Below are 24,991 nucleotides of genomic sequence, written 5' to 3'. Positions count from 1 at the left end.
TCTAGTCACGCCCCTCCGCCAGCAGCGTGAGCCTTCGCAGTGCCTCGGTGTTGCGTGGAAACACGGCCGCGTGCTGCAGCGACGGCGGGATGAGCCTGAACGGGAAGCTCAATGCGTGCTCGATCATGTCGACACGGCACCCCGCTGCCAATGGGGTCAGTCGCATGACGATCTCCGCGGCGCCGAACGGCAGAGCCCGTGCTCGCAGACGCAGTTCGCGGCCGGGGTGCACCGACAACACGCGCGTCTCGTCGTTCAACACGGCCGGCCACACACCCACCGAGTGGTGGATGGCACTCCCGACCTCGGGCCACGTCGCGTCGACGGCGCGAATCCGGGAGGCACCGACAACCCAGGAGGCGTAATTCCACCCGTCTGCGAGGACATCCCACACGGAGTCGACGTCGGCGGTGGTCGTTCGGGTCGTGGCGGTGTTCATGGCGGGGTCTACTTTCGTCGAGCCGATCGCGTGGGTTCGGACATGCTCGGACCGGGTATTGCCGCATCGGGCCGCACGCAAACGCCGACAAGGAGAACTCCATGGTGACCACCGTCGATGCCGTGGTCGTCGGCGCCGGGCCGAACGGTCTCGTCGCGGCCAACCTCCTGGCCGACGAAGGATGGGACGTCATCGTCCTCGAAGCGGCCGAAACACCGGGCGGGGCGGTCCGTACCGCGGACATAGCGGCCCCCGGTTTCCGCGCGGACGTCTGCAGCGCCTTCTATCCGCTGTTCGCGGCATCGCCCGTGATGGCCGGTCTGCGCCTTCAGAACTACGGCCTGAACATGATTCACGCACCCGACGTACTGGCTCACGTCTTCGCAGACGATCGCGTTGCCCTGCTGTCCCGGGATGCGGACCGGACCGCGGCGTCGCTCGGCAGCTTCGCGCCGTCCGACGTCGACGCATGGCACGACCAGATCGCTCTCTGGAATCGAGTGGGCGACGACCTTCTCGCGGCCCTGTTGCGCCCGTTTCCGCCCGTTCGCGGCGCCGCACACCTTCTGCGGACACTGGGCGGCGCCGACGCAATTCGATTGATACGCAGGTTCGTACAACCCGCCCGCCGATTCGGTGACGAGGTGTTCGCGGGCGAAGGCGCGCGAACCCTCATCACCGGCAACGCAATTCACAGCGGGCTCGGCCCGGACGACGCCGCCAGTGCAGTGTTCGGCTGGCTGCTGACCATGCTCGGCCAGACGGTCGGATACCCGGTCTCGGAAGGCGGCGCCGACGGCATCGTGACGGCGTTGATCAAGCGCCTCGAGGCACGCGGCGGACGGGTTCTGTGCAGTCGAGAGGTCACCGACGTGATCGTCGAATCCGGTGCAGCAGTAGGTGTTCGCGACCGGACGGGCGAGACCACCCGGGCGAGGAAAGCCGTCCTGGCCGACGTACCCGCGCCGATTCTCCTGTCTCGGTTGGTCGGCGAGGAACACCTGCCGTCACGACTCGTGGCCGATCTGCGCAACTTCGAGTGGGACGACGGCACGATCAAGGTCGACTGGGCCCTGGACGCACCGCTTCCCTGGACCAACCCCGACGCGGCGGGCGCGGGCACCGTTCATCTCGGCGCTGACACCGAGGGTCTCGCCCTGATCACCACGCAGATGCGCAACGGGTCGGTCCCGACGGATCCGTTCCTGCTCATGGGTCAGATGACGACGTCGGACCCTACGCGGTCGCCGGCCGGTACCGAGGCGCTCTGGGCGTACACGCATGTTCCGAACGGAAAGCACTGGAGCAGAGACGAACTCGAACGATTCGGCGATGTCGTGCAGGCGGCGATCGAAAAGCATGCGCCCGGATTCACCGGAGACATCCGTGCGCGAACCATTCAGGGGCCGGCAGATCTGCACGGCCTCGACCCCAACCTCGTGGGCGGCGCCATCAATCAGGGCGTCGCGAGCATTCACCAGGAACTGATATTTCGGCCCGTACCCGGCCTCGGTCGCGCCGACATGCCGGTGGACCGCCTCTATCTCGCCGGGGCGTCGGCACACCCCGGAGGAGCCCTGCACGGGGCACCCGGCGCGAACGCTGCGCGCGCGGCACTGAGCCGCAACGGCAGGCTCGGCCGGGTGTACCGAGCGGGAATCGGATCAGCTCACAAGGTAATCTATCGCCCGGCCCGCGGGCCCGGAATCTGAACTCACCGAGCATCTTTCGTCTTCAACGATTGCCTCGTCAACGGTGTGGGGTGGAATATATTGCCCTCCGTATCGTCTTTGCTCTCCCGCGAGGTGCCGAACCTCCACAGCAGTGGGCCGACGAGGACATCGAACACATCCGGGACCAACGAGAAACCGGCCGACGTGACCTTGTTCAGCAACCCGAACACCGCATCCGCGTCCCGCTCGCGCTGTGGACGCCGTACCACTTTGTCGACCGCGCTCGCGATGATCTCCGGAGGCGCCGTGGGCGGCGGCGGGGACCCGGCGCGCCCGATCACGGTGGCCGCGTCGTCGTAGATCGAGGTCTTGACCGACCCCGGTGCGACGGAACTGACGTGCACACCGGGGTATTGGCGTACTTCCTGCTGCAGCACGCGCGTCAGCCCTCGCAGACCCCACTTCGACGTCACGTACGTGCTCATCCACGGTGTCGCAATGCGTCCGAGCAGCGATCCGATGATGACCAGGTTGCCCGATTCCTGCGCCCGGAACACGAGCAGGGCCGAGCGGGCGACGTTGGCAGCGCCAAGAAGGTCGACGGTCACGGTTCGGTCGAACACCTCGGCAGGGGTGTCCAGGAACGTTCCGTAAGCCATGACCGCGGCGGAATGCACGCAGATGTCCAATCCGCCGAAGCGCTCGACCACATCGTCGACGACCTTCGCCACGTCCGCGGCGTTCGCGACGTCCACCGGCATGACCGCGACGTTCGCGGCTCCCAGCCCGGTGCACTCCGCAGCCACATCGACCAGCTTGTCGATGCCGCGGGCGGACAGAACGAGATTGAATCCTTTTCGTGCATACAGGTGAGCCGTCGCGCGCCCGATTCCGCTCGATGCTCCGGTGATCAAAACGACGGGCTTGGAACGCTTACCGAGACGGAACACCGAATCTTTGTCGTGAGACATGTGTGAAATGGCCATCAATTCGAAACCTCGCGAACGAATATGTGTGACAGTGGCTGCGCCACAGGGATATACGGGTTCCGGTCGCGGTTTTTCGAATCGGGCCCCGGGTGGTGGCTACTTGGTGGGGTCGTGGCCCCAGTTCATCAACGAATAGCGCCACGAGGTGCCGCTGATGTCGCCCGACGGCCGCTGCGCCGAGTGGCGTTTGTTGTAACCGACGACCTTGCGCATGTGCGCGTAGTCGTCGTCGGTGAGGTCGGCCTTCTTGGTCTTCAGAATCTCGACGATCCGCCGACCACTCTTGTGACCCGCGGATTCCTGATCACCGTTCTTCTGGCCAACGCTCGTGGATTCGTCTGTCTCCAGCCACTTGTCGAGTTCGGACGCCGTCATGTTGACGAGGTCGTCGAACTCCTTCTTCGTGTCCGAGTTGTTGTCGCTGTCGCTCATGTGTTACTTCGGCTCGAGTGATTCCGGCTTGTGGACCGCGTCCTTGCCGGACTTGTCACTGACGACGCGATACTGTGGATCGTCCTTGGACGCTTTGACCGTTCTACCGGCAGCTTCCGTGTCGGAGGTGATCTTCTCCTCCACCGTTCCTTCGGTCTTGGTGCCGTGAGTCTTCCACTCGACTTTGTCGCCCTTGTCGAAGTCGTTCGAAGCCATGGTGATTCTCCTTCATCGAAGTCTTTGCGTGTGCTTCGTTGCGGTACCCCTTGTGCGGCGAATCCACACGCCATTCATCGTCGGTCGGTTCAGCATTGTTTTCCCGGGTACCCTCCAGAAATGACCACGTTTCTCCCCGTCGACACACCGACACTGCCCACGCCATGCGGGCCCATCTCGCGTGCGGTGATCGACCGGTTGACGCACGTCGGGACCGGATCGCTGCCGACAGCAGTGACCGACGCTCCCCTCTCGCGTGACCTGCAGCTGGCGCTGACCATCTGCTACGAGTTGCACTACCGAGGCTTCGCCGGCGTGGACGACGAATGGGAGTGGGACCCCGAGTTGCTGCGCCTGCGCGCCGAACTCGAATCAATTTTTCTCGGCTACGTTCGCGATCACGTCGAACCCGGTTCCGACGTCGTCGCGGAGATGGACATGCTGTCCACGGAAGCGGTCTCGGGAACCGGGCCGTCGTGGCTGCTCAAGGAATCGGGTTCCTGGGATCAAATGCGCGAATACTTCGCGCATCGCTCGGTGTACCACCTGAAAGAAGCAGATCCCCATGCGTGGGCAATCCCGCGGTTGCGTGGCCAGGCCAAGGCGTCGTACGTGGCCGTCGAGTTCGACGAATACGGTGCGGGCCGCGGCGCCCGGCTCCACCAGCAGTTGTGGGCGGACCTCATGGAGGCGGCAGACCTCGACACCACGTATTTCGGATACGTGGACCGGGTTCCCGCTTCCACGCTGGCCTGGGTGAACCTCATGTCCCTGTTCGGACTGCATCGTTCGCTTCGCGGGGCCACGGTCGGTCATTTCGCGGCAACCGAGATCACGTCGTCACCGGGTTCGAAGCGCCTCGTCGCGGGTCTGAAGCGGCTGGAGGCGCCGCAGGCGTGCATCGGTTTCTACGCCGAGCATGTCGAGGCGGACGCGGTGCACGAGCAGATTCTCAGGCACGACGTGGTCGGGGACCTTCTGATGCAGGAACCTCACCTCGCAGCGGACATCGTATTCGGTATGCGGGCATTGGACTTCGTCGAAGAAGTCCTGGCCGCAGACCTGATGGCAGCCTGGAATGCAGGAAGATCCAGTTTGATCTAGCGGCTGCGCGCGCGGTGGCTCGTGTCGCACAGCGGATAGGTCTTGCTGCGTCGGCACGTGCACACCGCAACCACGAAGCGGTCGGACCGCACGTGCGATCCGTCGTCGGTCACGATGTCGACAGGCCCATCGATCAGAATCGGTCCCCCCGGAACGATTCTGACCGTACGAGCGTCGTCGGTTCCCTCACCTGTCGGCACGGATGACCACCAAGTCCTCGGTGCGGCGGCCGATTTCGAGCCGGCCGGTCCGTTCGAGCCACGCTGCCTGCTGATCCATCACCGGACCGAATGCGATGGTCGATCGGACGATCTCGCGGACGTCGAACCCGTTGTCGGACAACATCTGCATACTCTTGACCGGATCTGCGAACTCCGACTGCACCAACATCAGCACTCCGCCCGGCCGAACCAGATCGACGGCCGATTCACACAGCCGATCCAACACGACGCGACCGTCCGGGCCGGCGTTCCATGCCCGTTCCAGACCGATTTCGACGGGCACGGATTCGGCCGGCACGTACGGAGGATTGCACAACACCACGTCGAACGCCGCTAGTTCGGCTGCGTCGTCGAAGGATCCGAGGCGCACGTCCACGTCGGCCTCTTCGCGTCGCGCCTGCCTCGATGCACACTCGACCGCGGCGGGAGAAATGTCGTACGCGACCACCGATCGGGCGCCCAGCCGGGCCGCTTCGAGTCCGACTGCGCCACTTCCGGTGCACATGTCGAGAACCGACGCGCCCAGCGCAACACCGGCGTCGGCCACGGCCTGACAGAGAAGCCAGGAATCAGCTTGCGGTGCATAGACATCGGGGTCGACGACCGGTGGATCGACCGACGTCGCCTCCGCCACGGACGAAAGCTCGGTCACGAGTGCGGGGCCGATCGTTTTGTGGAAGTTCATCGTCGAAAAGTACCCGCGCCCCGGGGGTAGGAAACCAGCGGAATCTCCCAACACCAACCACATTGGGCCCCCGGGGCCAGGTGTGGCATCGACGTCGCTGGGTACCCCGAGGTCACGGAGGACAGGTGATCGCCGTCGACGGCGGCTCGATGAACCGTTCTCGTCCGAGTCGAAAGGCGATATCATGAGAGCAGTGACCTGGCAGGGCAAACGTGACGTGCGAGTGGACACGGTGCCCGACCCCGAGATCCAACAACCCACCGACGCCATCATCGAAATCACCTCGACGGGCATCTGCGGTTCCGACCTCCACCTGTACGAAATTCTCGGTTCTTTCATGACGGCCGGAGACATCCTGGGCCACGAGCCGATGGGCATCGTCCGCGAAGTGGGATCCGAGGTCACCGACCTCTCCGTGGGGGACAGAATCGTCGTTCCCTTCCAGATGTCCTGCGGCCATTGCTACATGTGCGAGAAGTCGCTCTACACCCAGTGCGAGACCACGCAGGTGCGCGATCAGGGAATGGGCGCGGCACTGTTCGGCTACTCCGAGCTCTACGGCTCCGTCCCCGGTGGTCAGGCCGAGTTCCTCCGCGTCCCGCAGGCGCAGTTCACCCACATCAAAGTGCCGCACGAGCACGACGATGCGCGGTACGTCTACCTGTCCGACGTTCTTCCCACCGCCTGGCAGTCGGTGCAGTACGCCGACGTTCCGGACGGCGGCTCGGTCACCGTCCTCGGGCTCGGTCCGATCGGAGACATGGCTGCACGCATCGCATCTCACCTGGGGTATCGCGTCATCGCGGTCGACCGCATTCCCGAACGATTGGCACGCGCCGAAGCGCGCGGAATCGAAACGATCGACCTCCGACAGCATCCCGGCGAGGTGGGCGACGTCATTCGGGAGATGACGGGCGGACGCGGTACCGACTCGGTCATCGACGCCGTGGGTATGGAAGCGCACGGTTCACCGATCGCCAACGCTGCCCAGCAGGTCACGGGACTGCTTCCCGACTTCATCGGCAAGAAGATGATGAGCAAGGCGGGCGTCGACCGCCTCGACGCCTTCTACTCCGCCATCGACATCGTCCGGCGCGGAGGAACCATCTCCCTGATCGGTGTCTACGGCGGCATGGCCGACCCGCTTCCCATGCTCACCCTGTTCGACAAGCAGATTCAGCTGCGCATGGGACAGGCGAACGTCAAGAAATGGGTCGACGACATCCTGCCGCTGCTCACCGACGCCGACCCCCTGGGCGTCGACAGTTTCGCGACCCACGTGCTGCCTCTCGAGGACGCCCCGCACGCCTACGACATCTTCCAGAAAAAGCAGGACAACGCGGTGAAGATTCTCCTGCGCCCATGACCGAGCACACCGACGACGGCCGCTACATCGTCGTCAACGGACGGAAGTGGCGCGCAACGGACCCGAAGATACCGCCGGACCGGGATGCCGAACTCCGCAAGATCTTGATGGCGTGGCGACGCGACGTTCGCCGCACCGACGGGGCGCACGAGTCTCGCGCCGGGGTGCAGGCTGCCAAGACGGCGCTCGGTGAACGCGGGACGCCGTGGTGGGAACAGACCGACGACGAGCGCCGGGCCCGATGGGAAGCCGACGTGCCCTATCCGGACTGACGCGACACCAGCGTGAGCATCGAAATCTCGGGCGGCGCAGCCACTCTCACCGGCGGACCCCATGCTCCGGCGCCGCGGGTGGTGTAGACGGTGGTCGACCCGACCGTGTCCAGACCTTCGACCGTCGGTTGCTGAAGTGGGACCAGGTAGCGAATCGGCCAGAGCTGCCCGGCGTGGGTGTGGCCGGACACCTGGAGGTCGACTCCCCGGTCCGACGCTTCGAGTGCCTGGCGGGGCTGATGAGCGAGCAGGAAGACGAACCGGTCGGGATCGATGCCGTCGAGAGCGGCGCCCATGTCGGGTTCGTACGGCGCCGGGGCGGTGAAATCGTTGACGCCGGCCACGTCGATCTCTGCGCCGTCGCGGCTCACCGTGGTGCGGTCGTTGCGGAGAACGTCGACACCGAGATCGGACCAGCGGTCCAGCCACTTCCCGCCGTCGTCGGCGTAGAACTCGTGATTGCCGCTGACGGCGAACACACCCAGCGGCGCAGACAAGTCCCTGATCGGTTCCAGCACGTCGCCGACGAGGTCGACGGTTCCGTCGATCAGATCGCCGTCCAGAACGATCATGTCCGGCTTCTGGGCGTTCACGTCGTCGACCACTGACCGAACGAAGTCCTGCCCGCGCGCCGGGCCCGCGTGGATGTCGGACACGAGGGCCACGCGAACGCCGTCGAACTGCGCAGGTAGCCGGTCGAGCGCGACATCGGTGCGCGTCACTCGCGGCGTCGCCGCCTCGAACAATCCGTACCCGACTGTCACCGCTGTTGCCACGACGACAACCGTCGAGCCGACCCGCAGGAACGATCTCCGGGTCGACGACGTGTCGCGGTGGCCGACCGCGCCTACAACGCGCACGACGAGCACCACGAGGCCCAGGACGAGCACCCCGAGCGTGAGGTACAGAAGCGCCGCCAACCAGGTGAGTCCGACGAAGCCGGGACCGCGCGCCCAGGACGGGTCGAACAGGTTTCCGCTGCCGAGTCCCACGACGGCGAGCACCCACATCACGAACAGCGCGAGTGCGACGACGCGGCGCACGGCACGGGGTGCGCCCGTCGCCCGTGCGAGCCGCCGATAGAGAAACAGGCTGACCAGGGCGAGTACCGGGCCGAAGCCGAAAACAGCGGGCATGTCCTTTACAACTTGTTTGCGAGGGTTCTGGTTCCTTGCCGGTGCGGTACTTTCGGCGCACACCGTCGGCGCAGTAGGAGGAGGCAGCGTGCACGGCTTCCCCGCCCAAGCGCGCTTCGACGACCTCGTCGCGGGCACGGCGCTGGCGTTCGAGCACGTGGAACGTCACCTCGTCGCATGGCAGATCGACGAGGTCGCCGCCGTTCTGGACGAGGCACAGCGGCTGTCCGACGAGGGGTTCTGGGCCTTCGGATACGTCGCCTACGAGGCTGCGCGCGGGCTCGATCCCACGCTGACCACCGCGCCCGCGGACCCGGCGCTTCCGCTGGCGTGGTTCGGCATCTCCCCCGGCCCCACCGCGGTCCCGGTGGTGACCGAGCCGGTGGTCCGCGGCTATTCGGCCGGCCCCTGGACGCCAGCCTGGAGCGGGAGACGACACGCGCAGGCCGTCGAGGCGGTGCGCGAGTACATCGCGGCCGGCGACACCTATCAGTGCAACCTGACAACCACCATGACGTCGAGCGTCGTCGGCGACGTCGTCGATCTGTACCGGGACCTGGCCCTTCGCCAAGGAGGTCGCTACAATGCCTACCTGGACCTGGGCCGACACGTGGTGGCCGGCGCGAGCCCCGAGCTGTTCTTCGAGCGAGCCGGAGACCTGCTCCTCATGCGGCCCATGAAGGGGACGGCGGCCCGCGGCAGCACCCGCGCGGAGGACGAGGCGGCGCGGACTCGCCTGGCGGCGAGCGAGAAGGACCGAGCCGAGAACGTCATGATCGTCGATCTGGTGCGCAACGATCTCGCCAGAATTGCTCGGTTGGGAAGCGTTCGGGTACCGGCGTTGTGCAGCGTCGAAACCTACGAGACGGTCCACCAATTGACGTCCGACGTCAGCGCCGAGGTCGCCGAGTCCACACCCCTGTCCGACATCTTCCGAGCGCTGTTCCCCTGCGGTTCCATCACCGGCGCTCCGAAGCAGCGCACCATGGAGATCATCGCCGATCTCGAAGACGGACCCCGCGGAATATATTGCGGTGCAATCGGAATGCTCGCACCGGCCGGCTCGGACTTTCGCGCGCGCTTCTCGGTTGCCATCCGCACTGTCGTCGTGGACCGCGAGCAGGGCACGGCGACCTACGGTACCGGCGGAGGCATCACCTGGGGCTCGCACGCCGCGGACGAGTACGCGGAGCTGCTGACCAAGACCCGCGTGCTGAACGAGCAGCACCGCAGATCGTTTGCCTAATACCCTTAGGCAATTTACGATTGTCTTATGGCACGAGCTGGATTGACCCTGGAGCGAGTGGTGCTCGCGGGCGCCGAACTCGCCGACCGCGACGGGTTCGAGCAGGTGACGATCTCTGCCGTCGCCCGGCACTTCGATGTCGCCGTGCCCAGCCTGTACTCCCACGTCAAGAACAGCCGCGACCTCGAAACCCGGATCTCGCTGCTCGCGCTGACGGAACTGGCCGACCGCGCCGCCGAGGCCGTCGCGGGTCGGTCCGGCAGGGACGCACTGACGGCCTTCGCCGACACCTATCGCGAGTACGCGCACACCCATCCGGGCCGTTGGACAGCTACCCGAGCCCACCTCGACCCCGATGCCGCGACGATTGCCGCGAGCAGACGACACAGCGAGCTGATGCGAGCCGTCCTGCGCGGATACGACCTCGAACCCGACGACGAGACACACGCAATTCGTTTGTTGGGCAGCGTGTTCAACGGGTTTGCGTCACTGGAATCCAGAGGCGGGTTCGCGCACAGCGCCCCGGACTCGCAGGAATCGTGGATGCGAATCCTCGATGCCCTGGACGCGCTTCTGCACACGTGGCCACGGAAAGGACAGCCATGAAACCGATCACCGAGTCCGACATCCGGGGCTCCTTCGTCAACTGCTCCAAGGGCGAGGTCAAGCGCCTCCCCACACCGAAGGACCTCGACGAGAGAGCGTGGGACGACCTCGACTTCCTCGGCTGGAGCGACCCGTCCTTCCCCGGCCGGTGCTACATCGTCTTCCCCCTGGGCGACGAACTGGTCGGTGTCGCACTGAAATACGAGGCGGGCGGCACCCGCAAGGCGCAGATGTGCTCGATCTGCCTCACCACGCACCCCAGCGGCGGTGTGGCACTGATGAGTGCCCGCAAGTCCGGCGAGTCGGGACGGAAGGGAAACACCGTCGGCACCTACATGTGCGCGGACCTCGACTGCTCCCTGTACACCCGCCGCAAGAAGACACCCGCGCTCGGTCGGCAGTACCGCGAGGACTTCGACCCGCAGGAGCGCATCGAGAAACTCTGCGACAACCTCGAAGCGTTCGTGGCACGGGTCCGCATCTGAGACAGTGTTCTCATGCGCGAGCTTGTGAACGTCTCCAACCTCGACCTCAACTTGTTGGTGTCGCTGGATGCGTTGCTGCAGAACCGAAGTGTCACCAAAGCGGCTCAACAATTGAGCCTGAGTCAGCCCGCGCTGTCGGCTGCCCTCGCGCGGCTGCGGCGACACTTCGGCGACGAATTGCTCTACCGAGTGGGCAACGAGTACCGACTCACCCCGTTGGCCGCGGAGCTAAGGGGCCGGGCGCGACTGGCGCTGGACGGGGTGGAACGGGTGTTCTCGAGCCAACCGGAGTTCGACCCCAGCGAGTCGACGCGCGAATTCACGATGCTGGTCAGCGATTACGGAATATCGGTGCTGGGCGACACCGTCGCCGGCCTGCTCGCCGAGGAAGCACCGCACGCTCGACTCCGGTTCGCGCCCACCAGCCCCGACGTGGTGGGGCACGCGGACCGGACGCTGCTCGGATCCGATGTTCTGCTCATACCCCACGGATTCATCACCGACCTGCCGCACTGCGACCTGTACCAGGACGAGTGGGTGATCGTGGTGTCCTCGGACAACGACTCCGTCGGCGACGCGTTGACGGACGACCAATTACGCACGCTCCCCTGGGTTCTCACCTACCACGGCCAGACGGCGTCCACTCCGGCCGCGCGACAGCTGCGCATGAGGGGAATCGAGCCGACGGTGCAGGTGGTCACCGAGAGCTTCCTGACGGTGCCCTCGCTGATCGCCGGAAGCGGACGCATCGCGTTGCTGCAGCAACGACTCGTGCGCCTGCTGCCGTTGAATGCCGGCATCCGCACGCTGCCGTCACCGGTTCCGCTGGCGCCGATGGTCGAGGCGATGTGGTGGCATCCGGTCTACGACCGCGACCCCGAACACATCTACCTTCGCGACCTCGTCGTTCGGGCCGCGCGGCTGGCGACGGACGATCTCACTTGACCGCAATGGGATTGACCGGTGCACCCACTGCCCCGGTCACCGGAATCGGTGCGGCCGTGAGGAAGAACTCGTACACACCGTCCGCCGCGCAGTCGTCCGCCAGCGCGTCGAGATCCCACATCTCGCCGAGAAAGAGACCGATGTTGGGAATGGCGATCTGGTGGAGGGGCTGGAAGGCCTCGTCGAATTCGTTGGGCCGTACCTCGAAACCCCAGGTGTCGGTAGCGATGGCCGCAATTTCACTGTCGTGCAACCAGTCTGCAGTGGTGAACGACAACCCTGGCGCCGCACCGCCCGCGTAGTCACCCCAGCCGTCGCGCCGGGCACGGGTGAGCTGGCCGGTACGCACCAGAACGAGATCTCCCGTCCCGACGCTCACCCCCTGGGATCGCATCGTCGACTCGAGATGACCGGTCGTGATCGCGAAGCCGTCGGGCAGTTCGCCGTTCTCACCCTCGCTGCGCCCGACGTCGAGAAGTACGCCGCGGCCGGCGATCCCGTTGGCGACCGTCTCGATGCCCGTGACACCGTCGCCGAGAGAGGTGACCACCTCGTCCGCCGGGCGACCGTTCCAGGCCATGCCGCGATCGAAGATGTGCCCCAGGCCGTCCCACTGCGTCGAGCACTGCAGCGGCATCGACACCACGTCGTCAGCCCCACCGATCCCGTGCGGGAAGCCCTGCACACCGGCCACCGCGTCGGTACCCGTGTCGAGCATCGTGTGAACCGGATTGGTGCGTCGCCTCCAGCCCTTCTGCGGGCCGTCCATGTCGAAGCTCTGCGACAAGGAGAACGAGACTCCGCGCCGAACGAGCGCTGCCGCCGCCGCGCGGTGGGAATCCGTCAGGTAGTTCATGGTGCCGCGGACATCGTCTGCGCCCCAACGGTTCCAGTTACGGTTGCGGGTCGCTGCGGCGGCGATCGCGCCCACCGGGTCCGTGCGATCCAACACGTGACGTTCGCTGTCCACGCTCACCTCGTCACCCCGCTGTCGGCGTGCGCGCGGCGGCGCGCGGGCGGTACCGACGGCGTGTCACGCGGTACGCCGACGACGTTGCTCACCGATCCGATTCCCTCCACGGCCAATGTAACGACGTCACCGGTCACCAACGGAGGCGGTGACTGTTCTCCGCGCCTCCCCCACAGCTCGGCGAGACATCCGCCGTTACCCACCGTGCCGGATCCCAGGACGTCGCCGGGGTGAACCCAGCTGTCGCGAGAGGCGTAGGCCACAAGCGATTCGAAGGTCCATCCCATGTTGACCAGCGAATCGTGACCGACCCGCTCGACGTTGACGACCACGTCGCAGTCCACCTCGAAGAACCCGTCCGCGTTGCGGTGACCGGCGAACTCGTCGGCGGTCACGATCCACGGCCCGAGTGTGTTCGCGAAGTCTTTGCCCTTGGCCGGTCCCAGACTCACTTGCATCTCCCGGCGTTGGATGTCGCGAGCGGACCAGTCGTTGAGGATCGTGTAGCCGAAGATGTGATCACGGGCATCCTCGACCGACACACTCGATCCCGATTTCCCCACCACCGCAGCCACTTCCAGCTCGAAGTCCAGGGCCGCGGTCTCGCGAGGAGGAACCACCGTGTCGTTCGGACCGATGACCGCGTACGGGTTGGTGAAGTAGAACCGGGGCGCCTCGTACCACGCATCCGGCACCGCCGCGCTTCCGTCGATACTGCGCCTGACGCCCTCGACATGCGATTCGAAAGCCACGAAATCACGCATGGTCGGTGGTCGGAGCGGCGCACGAAGAGTGATGTCGGACAACGGTAGTCCGCGATGAGTCACGGCCTCCGCGCCGCGCGTGAGGGCGTCGTGGAGACCGCCTTCGATGAGCTCCACCATGGACGACACACCGGTGAGCGGATGAACCCGGTCGTCGACCACGACACCCACGCGATCGACCGACCCGTCCGAGAACGTCGCGAGTTTCATACCGGCGGCGCCACGAAGAGACCCTTGTCGGGATCGTTGAACGATTGCTTGGCCACGAACTCGTTCATCGCGTTGGCGGTGCCCCACTGATCGGACACCTCGGGTGCGGAGAAGTCCAGCAGGTGCGGATGCCAGGTGTCCTCGTCGAGAATCTCGAGTTCGGTGGTGTACTCCATCGTGTTGCCGTTCGGATCGAGGAAGTACGAGAAGGTGTTGTTTCCGGCCATGTGCCGGCCGGGGCCCCAGATCTTTTCGACTCCGGCGCGCAACATCTTTCCGGTGCCACGCATGTACTCGTCGATCCCGCGCAACTCGAAGGACGCGTGGTGCAGCGCGACATGAGGACCGCGGGCGACCGCCATGCTGTGATGCTGAGCATTGGTACGCAGAAACCACATCATGTTGCCCATGCGGGGATGCATCAGTGTGTCGGACAGTTTGAATCCGAAGTGTTTGTCGTAGAACGCAACCGTGTCTTCCGGGTTCGGTGAGTTCAGGACGACATGTGAGAGTTTGACCGGAATCGACTCCCCTTCTTCGATCTTGCGATGTCGGCGCACCGCGACGTCCGACGAGATTTCGATGGTGCGGCCGTCGTTGTCGAAGAACCTGAATCCGTAACCGCCGCCCGGCGTTTGAAGTACGTCGGGATCGGCGACGAGGGTGACGCCGTCCGTGGCCAGTCGCTGCGCGAGGGAATCGACGGTCGCGGCGTCGGCGGCGCCGTAGGACACCAGGTCGAGGCGCTTGTCGGTGTCCTTGCGAATGCGCACCACGTACTGTTCCGGCGATCCTTCGGCGGCCAGGTACGTGACGTCGCCGTCGGTGGCGGCAACGCTCAGACCCCAGTGCCCGGTGTAGAACTCGAGCTGCTTGGTGTAGTCGGGGACGGCGAGATCGACGTGCCGGAGGTGGGTGAGGGAAAACGGGGACCGGGTGTTCACGATATGACTCCTACTGTGTTCGAAGGCAATGTGCTGGTGTGTAGTCCGAGAGCGGCGGCGTTGCCGCCGAGAACCGCGTCCACGGTGGCGGCGGGCAACCCCGCGGACCGGACGGCAGCCACCGGGTCGGCGGTGCCCATGTCGAACGGATAATCGGACCCGAGGACCACCGACTCCGAGCCGGCGGCGTCGACGAGGTGGCGAAGCTGAGCGGGGTCGTGCACGAGCGAATCGAAGGTCAGTCGGCGCAGATAGCTGCTGGGCAGATCGGCGCACCGACGCGCTTCCGGCCTGACCGTCCACGCGTGATCGGACCGGCCGATGTTCGTCGGCAGGTACCCACCGCCGTGTGCCGCGATCAGTTTCAGGTCCGGATGGCGGTCCAGGACGCCGGAGAAGATGACGTGCGAGAGTGCTGCCGCGTTCTCCGCCGGTTGGCCCACGGTGTTCGACAGGTAGAACCGGTCGAGACGAGCGTCGAGCGAACATCCGAAGGGATGCAGGAAGATCACTGCGCCCAGAGCCGCCGCCCGCGCCCAGAACGGATCGAGCGCAGGGTTCGACAACTCGACCGTCCCGTCCGGCGTCTGCGCGAACGACGAGATCTCGACACCGCTCAGACCGCACGTGAGCACGGCGTCGTCCAGAGCGTCCACCATCGCGTCGGGGTGTTGCAGCGGAACCAATCCGAGTCCGAGGAGCCGCGACGGTTCCTCGGCGACCAGGGCTGCGATGCCGCGATTGGCGGCGCCGTAGATGGTGCGCGAGAGTTCCCGGTCGGCCCAGTAGTGATACTGCGACGGAGACGGAGACACCACCTGAACGTCGATTCCCGCGGCGCTCATGTCGGCCAGGCGGCGGTCGAGGCCGGTGAGCTGAGGGATGCGCTCGCGCACCATCTTTCCCGACACCGCCAGCGACTCCGCGCCGTTCCGTACGGCTTCGAGCGCGCGAAGCTCGTCGAGCCCGGGATTACCGGCCACGATCGCCTCGACCTCGGGCACGATGGCGTGCGCGTGGACGTCGACGGTGCTCATGCCGGCTCGCTCACGAGTGCGGCGATACGTCGCATCAGACCGGGAACGTCTGCGTCCGTGCGGTGTTCGAGCATCCACGCACCGAGCTGCACCGAGGCGTCGACCACTGCACCCGCACGCGGTCGGCGCCGGTCCGCGAATGCGGTGAGGACGGTGTCGTCGACGTTCTCGGCGGCGAGCAACAACTCGGTGAGCACAGCCGCGTCTTCGAGCGCTTGGGCACCGCCCTGGGCGAGGGTGGGCGGGCAGCAGTGCGCGGCGTCTCCGATGAGCACCACTCGGCCTCGGTGCCACGGACCGTCGAGCAGGTGGCTCTCGAACCAGGTGTAGTTGACCGCGCCGGGATCGGTGAGTTGCTCGCGTATGTCGTCCCACGGTCCGTGGTAGTGAGCCGCCAGATCGAGCATGACGTCGAGACGCTCCGCCTCCGAGAGAATGGCGCGATCTCGCGCATCTTCGACGATGTACGCGTACAACGAGTTCGGGCCCGTCGGGCAGTAGCCGGCGATGTATCCGACGCCGCCGTAGTACAGATCGGTCCTGGTGACCGACTCCGGTCGCGGGCCGACGAGGCGCCAGATCCCCATCCCGGTCGGCACGGGCTCGACGTCGATGCCGATCGCCCGACGCGTCCACGAGCGGAGTCCGTCGGCGCCGATCACGACGTCGTAGCGTCTCGATGCGCCGTCCGCGAAGTCGACGTCGACACCGGTCGCATCCTGGGTCAGCGCGGTCACGGTGGTGCCGAGACGGAGCTTCACTCCCGCCTCTTCCGCCGCGTCCATGAGGATCGAGGCGAGGACGGGCCGTTCCATCCCGAGCGTGGCCGGAAGGTCCGGCCCACCGGTGCGGGCGTCGTCCATCTGCACGATGAGGGTTCCGTGCGTATCGGGCGCCCGCAGCCCGAGATCGTCGAACGCGTACCCCGCCGCTCGTACTCGATTCCAGACACCGAGTTGTCGAAGAACGCGGAGAGCGTTGCCCTGCAGTGTGATTCCCGATCCGATGGTGCGGCTGCGCGAGGACTGTTCCACCACGTCCACTTCGACGCCGCCGTGGGCGAGACCGATGGCCACCGCGGTGCCGGCGATACCTGCGCCGATCACCAGGACCGAGTGCACCGGGGCGTTCATGCGTGCGAACCGATCACGGGCGTCTTCTGATGTCCGAGTCCGGTGATGGTCGACTCCATGACGTCGCCGTCGGCCAGCAGTCGGCCCCAGTGCATTCCGTTACCGGCCGGACTTCCCGTCAGGACCAGATCGCCGGGCAACAGCGTGACCGTCTGCGACACCGCCGAGATCAGCTTTGCCACACCGAACAACATGTCCTTGGTCGACTCGTCCTGCATCACGGTTCCGTTGAGTTCGAGAGTGAGTCGGAATTCCGATACGTCACCCGCGTCCTCCTTCGGCACGATCCAGGGACCGACGGGAAGAAAGCCGGGGGCGTTCTTCGCGCGCAACCAGTCGGTACCGATCTCCGGCATGTCGCGGCGGAATACCAATTCCCGTGTCGTGAGGTCGTTCACGATGGTGTAGCCGGCCACCACGTCGAGTGCCTCGTCGACGCTCACGCGGTGTGCGCGTCGGCCGATCACCGCTGCCAGTTCCAGTTCCCAGTCGTTCTTCGTGGTTCCCGGCGGCAGGGTGACCGTGTCGTACGGTCCGGTGATGGCGGACGGGAGACCGACGAAGAAGTACGGTTCACCCTCGGCTGCACGCTGATCCATCATCTCCGCGGCCTCGGCGCGAACCTGCTCTTCGGTGCGACCGTCCGAGCGATCCGCGTGCTTGACGGCGAGGTCGATCACGTGCGTGCGGTAGTTGGCTCCCGCCTGCAGAATCTGACGGGGCTCGACGGGGGCGAGCATGTCGACCTCGTCGACCGACACCCACCTGCCCTCGGACTCCCGCCCGACGACTCGAAGTGCGGGAAGCACTCGGTCCCAGTCGTCGAGGATGTCGCGCACGGCGATCGGCGCGGTCAGATCGAGCCGGTCTGCGACGCTGTCGAGCACCAGGAGCGTGCCGCCGCTGAGCAGCACGGCGCGGCTGTGGCCGTCGAGACGGGCCGTGCCCAGTGCGATGGTCGGGAGGGTGAGCGATGCTGCATCCACGGTGGTTCCACTTCTGTCGCGGTCGGTAGTGACTGCAACCACTGTGCGGCGGCGGGCGGCATCAGGGAAGAAGCGATTGATGATGCCGCCCATCGACGACATTTATGCCGCGGGTATCAGCGGAGCTGATGCACAACCCCGGTGATCGTTATTTCCGTAATGGGCGATCGGGCTCGACACTTCCCTTCAGCACGTGACTCAGATCACCGGACCACGATGGAGAATCGATGACCAACGACATCACGCCGACCCGGGCGGCCACCTCGACCGACCGCGTACCCGGTCCCGTACAGGGACTCCTGCTCATCTCGATGGGCTGCCTGCCGGTTCTCGGAGCCGTACTTCTGGCCCCCGCGCAGCCCCAGATCTTCGACGAGTTCGCCGATACCGGAGCGGCGAAGTGGCTGGTGCCTCTGGTCATCACCACGCCGGCACTCATAGTCGGGCTGGTCGCCCTCGGCGCCGGCCGCATCGTCGACGCGATCGGCCGGATGCGACTGCTGATCACCGCGCTGGTCGTGTACGCGCTGTTCGGCACCGCCCCGCTCTATCTCCACTCCCTCGTCGCGATCTTGGGATCACGTGTCGGGGTCGGGGTGGCGGAGGCCGCCATCATGACGTGTTCGACCACTCTCATCGCCGACTACTTCGTGGGTAAGGAGCGAGCACGCTACCTCGGCCTGCAGGTGGTCGTCAGTTCGCTGTCCGCCGTGGTGTTCATCGGCCTGGGAGGTGCACTGGCACAGTCGAGTTGGCGCACACCGTTCTGGGTGTACGGCATCGGAGTGCTCTTCGCCGTGCTCGTGCCCCTGCTCCTCTGGTCGCCCGCGAAGTCGACCTCGGCAAAGGACACTACGCTGAGCCCGGTCGACTGGCGCCCGCTGGCAATACCACTGGCGGTCACCGCCTTCGGCGGCGTGGTGTTCTACGTGCCGATCGTCGAGATCCCGTACGCCCTGTCGGAGCTCGGGATGACCGGGGCAGGCGCCATCGGTGCAGTCAGCGCCCTGGTCGCGGTGGCCACGGCCGTCGGAGCCGTCTCGTTCATGCGCATAGGCAAGCTCGGACCGAAAACACTGCTGCCCAGCGCATTCGGCGCAGCCGGTCTCGGGATCACCGTCATCGGTCTCGCGAGCACACCGGTCGTCGTCGCGCTGGGAGGCGTCGTCGCGTCCGCCGGCTGCGGCGTCCTGCTCCCCACCTTGCTCACCTGGGTGCTCCTCACCCTGAAGTTCGAGGAACGCGGCCGAGGCACCGGCGCCTGGACTGCGTGTCTCTTCATCGGTCAGTTCGCGTCGGCGCTGGTCGTCGTCGCCATTGCCGCAGCGGTGGGCGGACTGTTCCCGGCGCTCGTGACCGTCGGGGTGCTCAGCCTCGCGTTGGCGGCCGCCTCGACCCGGTTGAGCTCGGTGCGTGCCGCGGTGCCGGCCTTCGAATGATGAAGGCCGACACCGACTGTGCTTATTTGCTGGGCGAACTCAGCAACGTGAAGGAGTGCTCCCGCGCCACCGTCGATGGGCCGCCGGTCTCGTGCACCTGCTCGGGGTCACTCGTCATCTCGAGCGACCACTCACCCTCGGGAAGAGTGAACTCGACGCCACCCGACGACGCGTTGACGATCCACGCGAAATCGGACTCGTCCTTCTCCGCTCGCAACAGCACCAGGATGGACTTCGACGTCGTGTCGTCCCAATCCTCCGCGTTGAGAATCTCGCCGTCCGCTCGGTAGAAGTCGACGCTGTCCGTCGCGCTGGACGAGCTGTCGTGACGGAACCAGATCGGCCGCAGAGCGGGGTGTGCCTTGCGCAGTGAGATCAGACCGGCGGTGAAATCGATCAGGTCCTGATCCGCAGAATTCCAGTCGTACCAGGAGATCTCGTTGTCCTGGCAGTAGGCGTTGTTGTTGCCGCCCTGCGTGCGACCCAACTCGTCACCGCCCAGGATCATGGGCACGCCGGCGGAGAGCAGAAGCGTCGCCAGGTGGTTGCGTTGCTGGCGCGCTCGCACCTCGAGGATGCCGACGTCGTCCGTCTCTCCGTCCGCCCCGCATCCCCAGGAGCGGTTGTCGGACTCGCCGTCCTGGCTGTCCTCGCCGTTCTCTTCGTTGCGCTTGGTGTCGTACGCGTTCAAGTCGGCCAGGGTGAAGCCGTCGTGGGCGGTCACGAAGTTCACGCTCGCCAGGACCGGGCGACCGTCGTTCTCGTACACGTCCGGGCTGCCCGTGATGCGTTGCGCCAGAGCGGGAAGCGATCCGTCCTGGCCGCGCCAGAAGTCACGGGTGTCGTCGCGGTACTTGCCGTTCCACTCCGACCACCGCGCCGGGAATCCACCGACCTGGTAGCCCTGCGTGTCCCACGGTTCGGCGATGAGCTTGACCGGTGCGAGTACCGGATCCTGGTGAACCATGTCGAGGAACGCGCTGTGGACGTCGAGACCGCTGTCCTGCCGCGTGAGGGTGCTGGCGAGGTCGAACCTGAATCCGTCCACGTGGCAGTCGGTGACCCAGTAGCGCAGTGAATCCATGATGAGTGCCAGTGCCGCAGGGTGTCCGACGTTCAGACTGTTTCCGGTTCCCGTGGTGTCGTAGTACTTGCTCTGGTCCTCGGGCACCAGCCGGTAGTGTGATCCGTTGTCGATTCCCTTGAGCGACAGGGTCGGTCCCAGGTGGTTGCCTTCCGCGGTGTGGTTGTACACCACGTCCAGGATCACCTCGATACCCGCGGCGTGGAGCGCCTTGACCATGGTCTTGAATTCGCGCACCTGGCCGCCGTCGTCGCCGCTGGAGCTGTATTCGTTGTGGGGGGCGAGGAAGCCGATGGAGTTGTAGCCCCAGTAGTTTCGGCGTCCCGCTTCGAGCAGATGTGAATCCTGAACGAACTGGTGAACGGGCAGCAGCTCGACGGAGGTGACCCCGAGACGGGTCAGATGCTCGATCGCGGCCGGCTCGGCCATTCCCGCGTACGTTCCCCGAATGTTCTCCGGCACACCGTCGAGACGCGCCGTGAAGCCCTTGACGTGCACCTCGTACACGACCGTCTCCGACAGCGGGATCAGCGGGGAACGGTCGCCCTCCCAGTCGAACTCGGTGTCGACCACGACGCACCGCGGCATCGCGTCGGCCGAATCGTCGTCGTTGCGTTCCATCGGCTCGTCGTGGTGATGACTGAAGACCGACTCGTTCCAGTCCACCTGCCCGGCAACAGCTTTCGCGTACGGATCGAGAAGCAGCTTGTGGACGTTGTGGCGCAGGCCGTTTGCCGGGTCCCACGGACCGTCGACGCGCAGACCGTAGCGGGCGCCGACGACGAGGCCGGGAACGATTCCGTGGAAGACGTGGCCGAAACGGTCGGTCAGCTGCGTCGTGGTGGAGGTGTCACCGTCGAACACCTCGACCGACACCGTGTCGGCGGTCTCGGAGTACACCGCGACGTTGCCGACACCACCGTCGAGTGGTGTCACTCCCAGAGGGTACGGACGACTCACGGGAGCGGACTCGCTCATGTTTTCACCTAATCGCTGGTAATTGGACGCACTGGATCGAGCCAGATGTACCCGCGGGTGGGTGGGGCGAAACCGGACGACTGCGTCACAGTGCGTCATCCGGCCCGTTCCACTTACCACCGTCCACTCGGTGGGGCAGACTTCGCACTCATGAACTCGACAGGAGAGCGTCCGGCTGCGTGGCGCGAGGGGTGGGACGAAGGCGACGAGTCGCTGTTCACCGGTCGTGAAGCTGCGTCGGAGGAGACCGAGTACCGCACCCTGACGTACGAGGTCACCGGGCGCATCGCGCGCATCACCTTCAACCGTCCGAAGCAGGGCAACGCCATCACGTCGGACACCCCGTCCGACCTGTCGGCTGCGGTCGAACGTGCCGACCTCGACCCGCGTGTGCACGTCATTCTGCTGTCGGGGCGCGGGACCGGTTTCTGCGGCGGCTACGACCTGAGCATCTTCGCCGAGAATCTCGACGCCGAGACGGGGGTCGACCGATCGGCCGGCACCGTCGTCGACCCGGTTGTCCAGGCGCGCAACCACAATCCGAGTGGAACCTGGGATCCGATGGCGGACTACGCCATGATGAGCCGGTTCAACAAGGGCTTCTCGTCGTTGCTGCACGCCAACAAACCGACCGTCGCCAAGATCCACGGATTCTGCGTGGCGGGCGGAACGGACATCGCGTTGTTCTGCGATCAGATCATCGCTGCGGACGACACCAAGATCGGCTACCCACCCACGCGGGTGTGGGGCATCCCCGCAGCCGGAATGTGGGCACACCGACTCGGCGATCAACGCGCCAAACGCCTATTGCTGACCGGCGATTGCCTCTCGGGCAAACAGGCTGCGGAATGGGGCCTGGCCGTCGAATCGGCACCGGCCGACCAGCTCGACGCTCGCACGGAAGAATTGGTCGCACGAATCGCAGCCATGCCGATCAATCAGCTCATGATGGTCAAACTGGCTCTCAACGCCACCCTGCTGAATCAGGGCGTCGCCACGTCGTCGATGATCAGCACCGTGTTCGACGGCGTCTCGCGCCACACCCGTGAGGGCTACGCCTTTCAGATGCGCGCCGCCACAGTGGGATTCCGGGAAGCGGTCAAGGAACGCGACGATCCGTTCGACGATCACGGTCGAACGGCATCGCCGGGTCTCTAGTTCCCTACTTCACCAAGGTGTACTGGCGGACGTCGATCAGTCCGCTGCGGAATCGTTCGGCACACCCGGTCAGGTATTTCATGTAACGCTCGTACTCCTCGTTCGACGCGATGGCGATGGCCTCGTCGCGGTGCGCCTCGAGTGCCTCCGCCCAGTGGTCGAGGGTGCGTGCGTAGTGCATCTGAAGTGCCTGCACCCGCTCGACGGAGAAGCCTGCGCGGCTCGCGTGATCGGGAACCCAGGCGGGAAGCGGAAGTTCGCCGCCGGGGAAGATCTCGGTCATGATGAAACGCGCGAACTGGATGTCCTCACGCAACACCTTGTAGCCCTGCTGACGCTTCTCCCACACCAGGCCGACGATGGTGTGCAGCAACATACGGCCGTCGGCGGGAAGGATCTCGTAGCACTTCGAGAAAAAGGCGTCGTAGCGCGACTGCTGGAAATGTTCGAATGCGCCGATGCTGACGATCCGATCGACGGTTCCTTCGAACTCTTCCCACCCCTGCAAACGCACTTCCGCGGTGCGGTGCGACGTGGTGGCCTGCAACTCCTCGTTGACTCGCTCGTACTGATTGCGACTGAGGGTCAGACCGATGACGTTGACGTCGTACTTCTCGCGGGCGCGCTTGATGGTGGCACCCCACCCGCAGCCGACGTCGAGGAGCGTCATTCCCGGTTTGAGATCGCACTTGCCCAGTGCCAGATCGATCTTCGCGATCTGTGCCTCTTCGAGCGTCATCGAGTCGCGCTCGAAATAGGCACAGCTGTAGGTGTGCGTGGGGTCCAGGAAGAGATCGAAGAACTCGTTGGACAGGTCGTAGTGTGCCTGAACGTCCTCGTAGAACGGTTTCAGCGAAGTCATGTGCGGGTCCTCTCGAGAGACCGTCGTCGGCTTGATTCGATCGACGGCAGGGCCCCGCTACACCGGCCGTCGACACAGTCGAACGTACCTGCCGGACTCGAATCCCGCGTCGAAGCGCGCGGAATTGGCGCTTCGAACAGGTTGCACCGCAACAGAACTCGGAACATCGCCTACTACGGACACCGGAACCGAACGCTCGACAGGTTTTCGGCCCCGTTTGCAGCGCTCAGGTCAAGCGCTGGAGGAACAGCGCTTCCGCGACCGCGATCGATTCGATCTCGCGCGGATCGACACTCTCGTTCGGTGCATGTATGGAACACAGTGGCTCCTCGACGCCCATCAAGATGATCTCGGCATCCGGGCAGGCGCGAGCCAGCGCCGTACACAGCGGAATGGATCCGCCCTGACCGGCGACGGCGACATCACGCCCGTAGGCATCGCGCAGCGACTCCAGGAACGTGCCGTAGCCCGGCCCGTCGGTGCGCGCCCGGAACGGTGACCCGACGGCCTCCGGGGTCACGGTGACCTCCACGGACCACGGCACCACTTCCTGCAGATGACGCGTCAGAGCCTGCTGCGCGGCGGCGGGATCCATCCCCGGCGGAACCCTCAAATTCAGCCGCGCCGACGCACGGGGCACCACGGCGGCCGCCGACCCGACGACAGGTGGGCAATCCATCCCCATGATGGTCAGAGCCGGCCGCGCCCATACCCGGTCGGCAACGGAACCGGTACCGGCCAGGTCGACGCCGTCGAGGACACCCGCGTCGGCACGGAACTGCGCTTCCGGATAGTCGGCGCCCGACCACGTCCCGGTGCAGTCCAGACCGCGCACCACGGTGTTGCCGTCGTCGTCGCGAAGAGTTGCCAGCATGCTCACCAGCGCCACCAGCGCATCCGGAGCCGGGCCGCCGTACATACCCGAATGCACTGCGCCCGTGAGGCTTCGAACCTCGACGACCACGTTGGCGATGCCGCGCAGAGTGGTGGTCACCGTTGGAACACCCACGCCGACGTTCCCGGTGTCGGCGATCACCACGACATCGGCGTCGAACAGGTCAGGACGTGATTCGACCAGAGCCTCCAACCCACCTGCGCCGGTCTCCTCGGACCCTTCCGACACCACGGTGATACCGACGGGAAACGGAGTTCCGACCGCGCGAAGGGCAGCCAGATGCATCACGACGTTTCCCTTGCAATCGGCGGCGCCGCGGCCGAACAACCGCCCGTTGCGCTCGGTCAGCTCGAAAGGCGGCGTGTGCCACAGACTTTCGTCGCCGGCCGGCTGGACGTCGTAATGCGAGTAGAGCAGGACGGTCGGTGCGCCGTCCGGCGCGGGAACGTGACCGATGACAGCCGCCGAACCATCGACGGTCTGCACGAGGTCGACGTTCTCGATGCCGGCACTTCGGAAAGCGTCAGCCACCCACGTCGCTGCGGCCCGGCATTCGGACGCCGGAGCAACGCGCTCGTCCGCCACCGACCGGAACCGCACCAGCGCAGCCAAGTCCTCCAGCACGCGGGGCATGTCGGCCTCCACGCGAGAACGCACATCGTCGATCGACATTCGACCACCCTTCTCGGCGGCGCGATCGGGTCAGCGCGCCGGAA

General features: G+C 65.7%; 26 protein-coding genes. 10 read left to right on the top strand and 16 right to left on the bottom strand.

Annotated elements, in window-relative coordinates:
- Nucleotide 1: 1 nt before the first annotated feature.
- The gene (locus AC59JP_RS00285) at nt 2-439 is read right to left on the bottom strand and encodes an SRPBCC family protein (RefSeq protein WP_497323625.1); all 438 of its coding nucleotides are present in this window, start codon (nt 437-439) and stop codon (nt 2-4) included.
- A gap of 101 nt (nt 440-540) precedes the next feature.
- Here AC59JP_RS00285 and AC59JP_RS00280 point away from each other — a divergent pair, with 101 nt between their 5' ends.
- Nucleotides 541-2,151 (top strand): phytoene desaturase family protein, encoded by a 1,611-nt coding sequence (locus tag AC59JP_RS00280; protein WP_497323623.1) that lies wholly within the window; start codon nt 541-543, stop codon nt 2,149-2,151.
- A gap of 2 nt (nt 2,152-2,153) precedes the next feature.
- Here AC59JP_RS00280 and AC59JP_RS00275 read toward each other — a convergent pair whose 3' ends face one another.
- The 3 genes from AC59JP_RS00275 to AC59JP_RS00265 all read right to left on the bottom strand — a co-directional run bounded on the left by AC59JP_RS00275 (nt 2,154) and on the right by AC59JP_RS00265 (nt 3,749).
- Nucleotides 2,154-3,098 (bottom strand): SDR family NAD(P)-dependent oxidoreductase, encoded by a 945-nt coding sequence (locus AC59JP_RS00275; RefSeq protein ID WP_497323621.1) that lies wholly within the window; start codon nt 3,096-3,098, stop codon nt 2,154-2,156.
- A 99-nt stretch (nt 3,099-3,197) separates the two neighbouring features.
- On the bottom strand, nt 3,198-3,533 hold the full coding sequence (locus AC59JP_RS00270; RefSeq protein ID WP_497323619.1) for a DUF3140 domain-containing protein: 336 nt from the start codon (nt 3,531-3,533) through the stop codon (nt 3,198-3,200).
- A 3-nt stretch (nt 3,534-3,536) separates the two neighbouring features.
- Nucleotides 3,537-3,749 (bottom strand): hypervirulence associated TUDOR domain-containing protein, encoded by a 213-nt coding sequence (locus AC59JP_RS00265; RefSeq protein ID WP_497323617.1) that lies wholly within the window; start codon nt 3,747-3,749, stop codon nt 3,537-3,539.
- A gap of 120 nt (nt 3,750-3,869) precedes the next feature.
- On the opposite strand from AC59JP_RS00265, the gene AC59JP_RS00260 reads away from it, so the two are divergent.
- Nucleotides 3,870-4,853, top strand: a complete 984-nt coding sequence (locus AC59JP_RS00260; protein WP_497323615.1) for an iron-containing redox enzyme family protein — start codon at nt 3,870-3,872, stop codon at nt 4,851-4,853.
- Here the strand turns inward: AC59JP_RS00260 and AC59JP_RS00255 are convergent.
- Together AC59JP_RS00255 and AC59JP_RS00250 are read right to left on the bottom strand one after the other, a co-directional pair.
- Nucleotides 4,850-5,053, bottom strand: coding sequence for a CDGSH iron-sulfur domain-containing protein (locus tag AC59JP_RS00255; protein ID WP_497323614.1), 204 nt, complete (start codon nt 5,051-5,053; stop codon nt 4,850-4,852). The two genes, AC59JP_RS00260 and AC59JP_RS00255, sit on opposite strands and share 4 nt — an antisense overlap.
- Nucleotides 5,040-5,759 carry a HemK2/MTQ2 family protein methyltransferase gene (locus tag AC59JP_RS00250; RefSeq protein WP_497323613.1) on the bottom strand — a complete coding sequence of 240 codons (720 nt, stop codon included), beginning with the start codon at nt 5,757-5,759 and terminating at the stop codon, nt 5,040-5,042. Before AC59JP_RS00250 ends, AC59JP_RS00255 begins: the two co-directional genes overlap by 14 nt.
- Before the next feature lie 184 nt (nt 5,760-5,943).
- On the opposite strand from AC59JP_RS00250, the gene AC59JP_RS00245 reads away from it, so the two are divergent.
- The gene (locus AC59JP_RS00245; protein ID WP_497323612.1) at nt 5,944-7,125 is read left to right on the top strand and encodes a zinc-dependent alcohol dehydrogenase; all 1,182 of its coding nucleotides are present in this window, start codon (nt 5,944-5,946) and stop codon (nt 7,123-7,125) included.
- Entirely contained in the window at nt 7,122-7,397 is a 276-nt protein-coding gene (locus AC59JP_RS00240) for a hypothetical protein (RefSeq protein WP_497323611.1), read from the top strand. The genes AC59JP_RS00245 and AC59JP_RS00240 overlap by 4 nt, the downstream gene beginning before the upstream one ends.
- Here the strand turns inward: AC59JP_RS00240 and AC59JP_RS00235 are convergent.
- On the bottom strand, nt 7,385-8,533 hold the full coding sequence (locus AC59JP_RS00235) for a metallophosphoesterase (RefSeq protein WP_497323609.1): 1,149 nt from the start codon (nt 8,531-8,533) through the stop codon (nt 7,385-7,387). The genes AC59JP_RS00240 and AC59JP_RS00235 overlap by 13 nt on opposite strands.
- Nucleotides 8,534-8,621: 88 nt before the next feature.
- On the opposite strand from AC59JP_RS00235, the gene pabB reads away from it, so the two are divergent.
- The 4 genes from pabB to AC59JP_RS00215 are packed head-to-tail and all read left to right on the top strand — an operon-like array spanning nt 8,622 to nt 11,815.
- Nucleotides 8,622-9,779 carry an aminodeoxychorismate synthase component I gene (gene pabB / locus AC59JP_RS00230; RefSeq protein ID WP_497323608.1) on the top strand — a complete coding sequence of 386 codons (1,158 nt, stop codon included), beginning with the start codon at nt 8,622-8,624 and terminating at the stop codon, nt 9,777-9,779.
- Between the two features lie 27 nt (nt 9,780-9,806).
- On the top strand, nt 9,807-10,385 hold the full coding sequence (locus AC59JP_RS00225) for a TetR/AcrR family transcriptional regulator (protein ID WP_497323606.1): 579 nt from the start codon (nt 9,807-9,809) through the stop codon (nt 10,383-10,385).
- The gene (locus tag AC59JP_RS00220; protein ID WP_497323605.1) at nt 10,382-10,870 is read left to right on the top strand and encodes an FBP domain-containing protein; all 489 of its coding nucleotides are present in this window, start codon (nt 10,382-10,384) and stop codon (nt 10,868-10,870) included. Before AC59JP_RS00225 ends, AC59JP_RS00220 begins: the two co-directional genes overlap by 4 nt.
- 12 nt (nt 10,871-10,882) lie before the next feature.
- On the top strand, nt 10,883-11,815 hold the full coding sequence (locus tag AC59JP_RS00215) for a LysR family transcriptional regulator (protein ID WP_497323604.1): 933 nt from the start codon (nt 10,883-10,885) through the stop codon (nt 11,813-11,815).
- Here AC59JP_RS00215 and AC59JP_RS00210 read toward each other — a convergent pair.
- The 6 genes from AC59JP_RS00210 to AC59JP_RS00185 are packed head-to-tail and all read right to left on the bottom strand — an operon-like array spanning nt 11,808 to nt 17,859.
- Nucleotides 11,808-12,785, bottom strand: coding sequence for a cyclase family protein (locus tag AC59JP_RS00210; protein WP_497323603.1), 978 nt, complete (start codon nt 12,783-12,785; stop codon nt 11,808-11,810). The genes AC59JP_RS00215 and AC59JP_RS00210 overlap by 8 nt on opposite strands.
- A gap of 2 nt (nt 12,786-12,787) precedes the next feature.
- Nucleotides 12,788-13,759 (bottom strand): fumarylacetoacetate hydrolase family protein, encoded by a 972-nt coding sequence (locus AC59JP_RS00205; RefSeq protein WP_497323601.1) that lies wholly within the window; start codon nt 13,757-13,759, stop codon nt 12,788-12,790.
- Nucleotides 13,756-14,703, bottom strand: coding sequence for a VOC family protein (locus AC59JP_RS00200; protein WP_497323600.1), 948 nt, complete (start codon nt 14,701-14,703; stop codon nt 13,756-13,758). Before AC59JP_RS00200 ends, AC59JP_RS00205 begins: the two co-directional genes overlap by 4 nt.
- Nucleotides 14,700-15,740, bottom strand: a complete 1,041-nt coding sequence (locus AC59JP_RS00195) for an amidohydrolase family protein (RefSeq protein WP_497323599.1) — start codon at nt 15,738-15,740, stop codon at nt 14,700-14,702. Before AC59JP_RS00195 ends, AC59JP_RS00200 begins: the two co-directional genes overlap by 4 nt.
- Complete coding sequence (locus AC59JP_RS00190) at nt 15,737-16,873, bottom strand: FAD-dependent oxidoreductase (protein ID WP_497323598.1); 1,137 nt, start codon at nt 16,871-16,873, stop codon at nt 15,737-15,739. The genes AC59JP_RS00195 and AC59JP_RS00190 overlap by 4 nt, the downstream gene beginning before the upstream one ends.
- The gene (locus AC59JP_RS00185) at nt 16,870-17,859 is read right to left on the bottom strand and encodes a fumarylacetoacetate hydrolase family protein (RefSeq protein ID WP_497323597.1); all 990 of its coding nucleotides are present in this window, start codon (nt 17,857-17,859) and stop codon (nt 16,870-16,872) included. The genes AC59JP_RS00190 and AC59JP_RS00185 overlap by 4 nt, the downstream gene beginning before the upstream one ends.
- A 227-nt stretch (nt 17,860-18,086) precedes the next feature.
- On the opposite strand from AC59JP_RS00185, the gene AC59JP_RS00180 reads away from it, so the two are divergent.
- The gene (locus AC59JP_RS00180) at nt 18,087-19,298 is read left to right on the top strand and encodes an MFS transporter (RefSeq protein ID WP_497323596.1); all 1,212 of its coding nucleotides are present in this window, start codon (nt 18,087-18,089) and stop codon (nt 19,296-19,298) included.
- 22 nt (nt 19,299-19,320) lie between these two features.
- Here AC59JP_RS00180 and glgX read toward each other — a convergent pair whose 3' ends face one another.
- Complete coding sequence (gene glgX, locus AC59JP_RS00175) at nt 19,321-21,360, bottom strand: glycogen debranching protein GlgX (protein WP_497323595.1); 2,040 nt, start codon at nt 21,358-21,360, stop codon at nt 19,321-19,323.
- A gap of 150 nt (nt 21,361-21,510) precedes the next feature.
- Here glgX and AC59JP_RS00170 point away from each other — a divergent pair, with 150 nt between their 5' ends.
- Nucleotides 21,511-22,518 carry a crotonase/enoyl-CoA hydratase family protein gene (locus AC59JP_RS00170; protein ID WP_497323594.1) on the top strand — a complete coding sequence of 336 codons (1,008 nt, stop codon included), beginning with the start codon at nt 21,511-21,513 and terminating at the stop codon, nt 22,516-22,518.
- Between the two features lie 4 nt (nt 22,519-22,522).
- On the opposite strand, the gene AC59JP_RS00165 is transcribed toward AC59JP_RS00170, so the two are convergent.
- Nucleotides 22,523-23,380, bottom strand: coding sequence for a cyclopropane mycolic acid synthase family methyltransferase (locus tag AC59JP_RS00165; protein WP_497323593.1), 858 nt, complete (start codon nt 23,378-23,380; stop codon nt 22,523-22,525).
- A 226-nt stretch (nt 23,381-23,606) separates the two neighbouring features.
- The gene (locus tag AC59JP_RS00160) at nt 23,607-24,947 is read right to left on the bottom strand and encodes a dipeptidase (protein ID WP_497323592.1); all 1,341 of its coding nucleotides are present in this window, start codon (nt 24,945-24,947) and stop codon (nt 23,607-23,609) included.
- Nucleotides 24,948-24,991 lie beyond the last annotated feature (44 nt).

The organism is Rhodococcus sp. 320_ES, assembly GCF_059691855.1.
This window is presented reverse-complemented; position numbering and strand designations above follow the sequence as displayed.

Excerpts from the sequence above, each read along its gene's own strand:
- AC59JP_RS00285 (WP_497323625.1), bottom strand. The coding sequence starts at position 439 with ATGAACACCGCCACGACCCGAACGACCACCGCCGACGTCGACTCCGTG.
- AC59JP_RS00280 (WP_497323623.1), top strand. The coding sequence starts at position 541 with ATGGTGACCACCGTCGATGCCGTGGTCGTCGGCGCCGGGCCGAACGGT.
- AC59JP_RS00275 (WP_497323621.1), bottom strand. The coding sequence starts at position 3,098 with ATGGCCATTTCACACATGTCTCACGACAAAGATTCGGTGTTCCGTCTC.
- AC59JP_RS00270 (WP_497323619.1), bottom strand. The coding sequence starts at position 3,533 with ATGAGCGACAGCGACAACAACTCGGACACGAAGAAGGAGTTCGACGAC.
- AC59JP_RS00265 (WP_497323617.1), bottom strand. The coding sequence starts at position 3,749 with ATGGCTTCGAACGACTTCGACAAGGGCGACAAAGTCGAGTGGAAGACT.
- AC59JP_RS00260 (WP_497323615.1), top strand. The coding sequence starts at position 3,870 with ATGACCACGTTTCTCCCCGTCGACACACCGACACTGCCCACGCCATGC.
- AC59JP_RS00250 (WP_497323613.1), bottom strand. The coding sequence starts at position 5,759 with ATGAACTTCCACAAAACGATCGGCCCCGCACTCGTGACCGAGCTTTCG.
- AC59JP_RS00245 (WP_497323612.1), top strand. The coding sequence starts at position 5,944 with ATGAGAGCAGTGACCTGGCAGGGCAAACGTGACGTGCGAGTGGACACG.
- AC59JP_RS00240 (WP_497323611.1), top strand. The coding sequence starts at position 7,122 with ATGACCGAGCACACCGACGACGGCCGCTACATCGTCGTCAACGGACGG.
- AC59JP_RS00235 (WP_497323609.1), bottom strand. The coding sequence starts at position 8,533 with ATGCCCGCTGTTTTCGGCTTCGGCCCGGTACTCGCCCTGGTCAGCCTG.
- AC59JP_RS00225 (WP_497323606.1), top strand. The coding sequence starts at position 9,807 with ATGGCACGAGCTGGATTGACCCTGGAGCGAGTGGTGCTCGCGGGCGCC.
- AC59JP_RS00220 (WP_497323605.1), top strand. The coding sequence starts at position 10,382 with ATGAAACCGATCACCGAGTCCGACATCCGGGGCTCCTTCGTCAACTGC.
- AC59JP_RS00215 (WP_497323604.1), top strand. The coding sequence starts at position 10,883 with ATGCGCGAGCTTGTGAACGTCTCCAACCTCGACCTCAACTTGTTGGTG.
- AC59JP_RS00205 (WP_497323601.1), bottom strand. The coding sequence starts at position 13,759 with ATGAAACTCGCGACGTTCTCGGACGGGTCGGTCGATCGCGTGGGTGTC.
- AC59JP_RS00195 (WP_497323599.1), bottom strand. The coding sequence starts at position 15,740 with ATGAGCACCGTCGACGTCCACGCGCACGCCATCGTGCCCGAGGTCGAG.
- AC59JP_RS00190 (WP_497323598.1), bottom strand. The coding sequence starts at position 16,873 with ATGAACGCCCCGGTGCACTCGGTCCTGGTGATCGGCGCAGGTATCGCC.
- AC59JP_RS00180 (WP_497323596.1), top strand. The coding sequence starts at position 18,087 with ATGACCAACGACATCACGCCGACCCGGGCGGCCACCTCGACCGACCGC.
- glgX (WP_497323595.1), bottom strand. The coding sequence starts at position 21,360 with ATGAGCGAGTCCGCTCCCGTGAGTCGTCCGTACCCTCTGGGAGTGACA.
- AC59JP_RS00170 (WP_497323594.1), top strand. The coding sequence starts at position 21,511 with ATGAACTCGACAGGAGAGCGTCCGGCTGCGTGGCGCGAGGGGTGGGAC.
- AC59JP_RS00165 (WP_497323593.1), bottom strand. The coding sequence starts at position 23,380 with ATGACTTCGCTGAAACCGTTCTACGAGGACGTTCAGGCACACTACGAC.
- AC59JP_RS00160 (WP_497323592.1), bottom strand. The coding sequence starts at position 24,947 with ATGTCGATCGACGATGTGCGTTCTCGCGTGGAGGCCGACATGCCCCGC.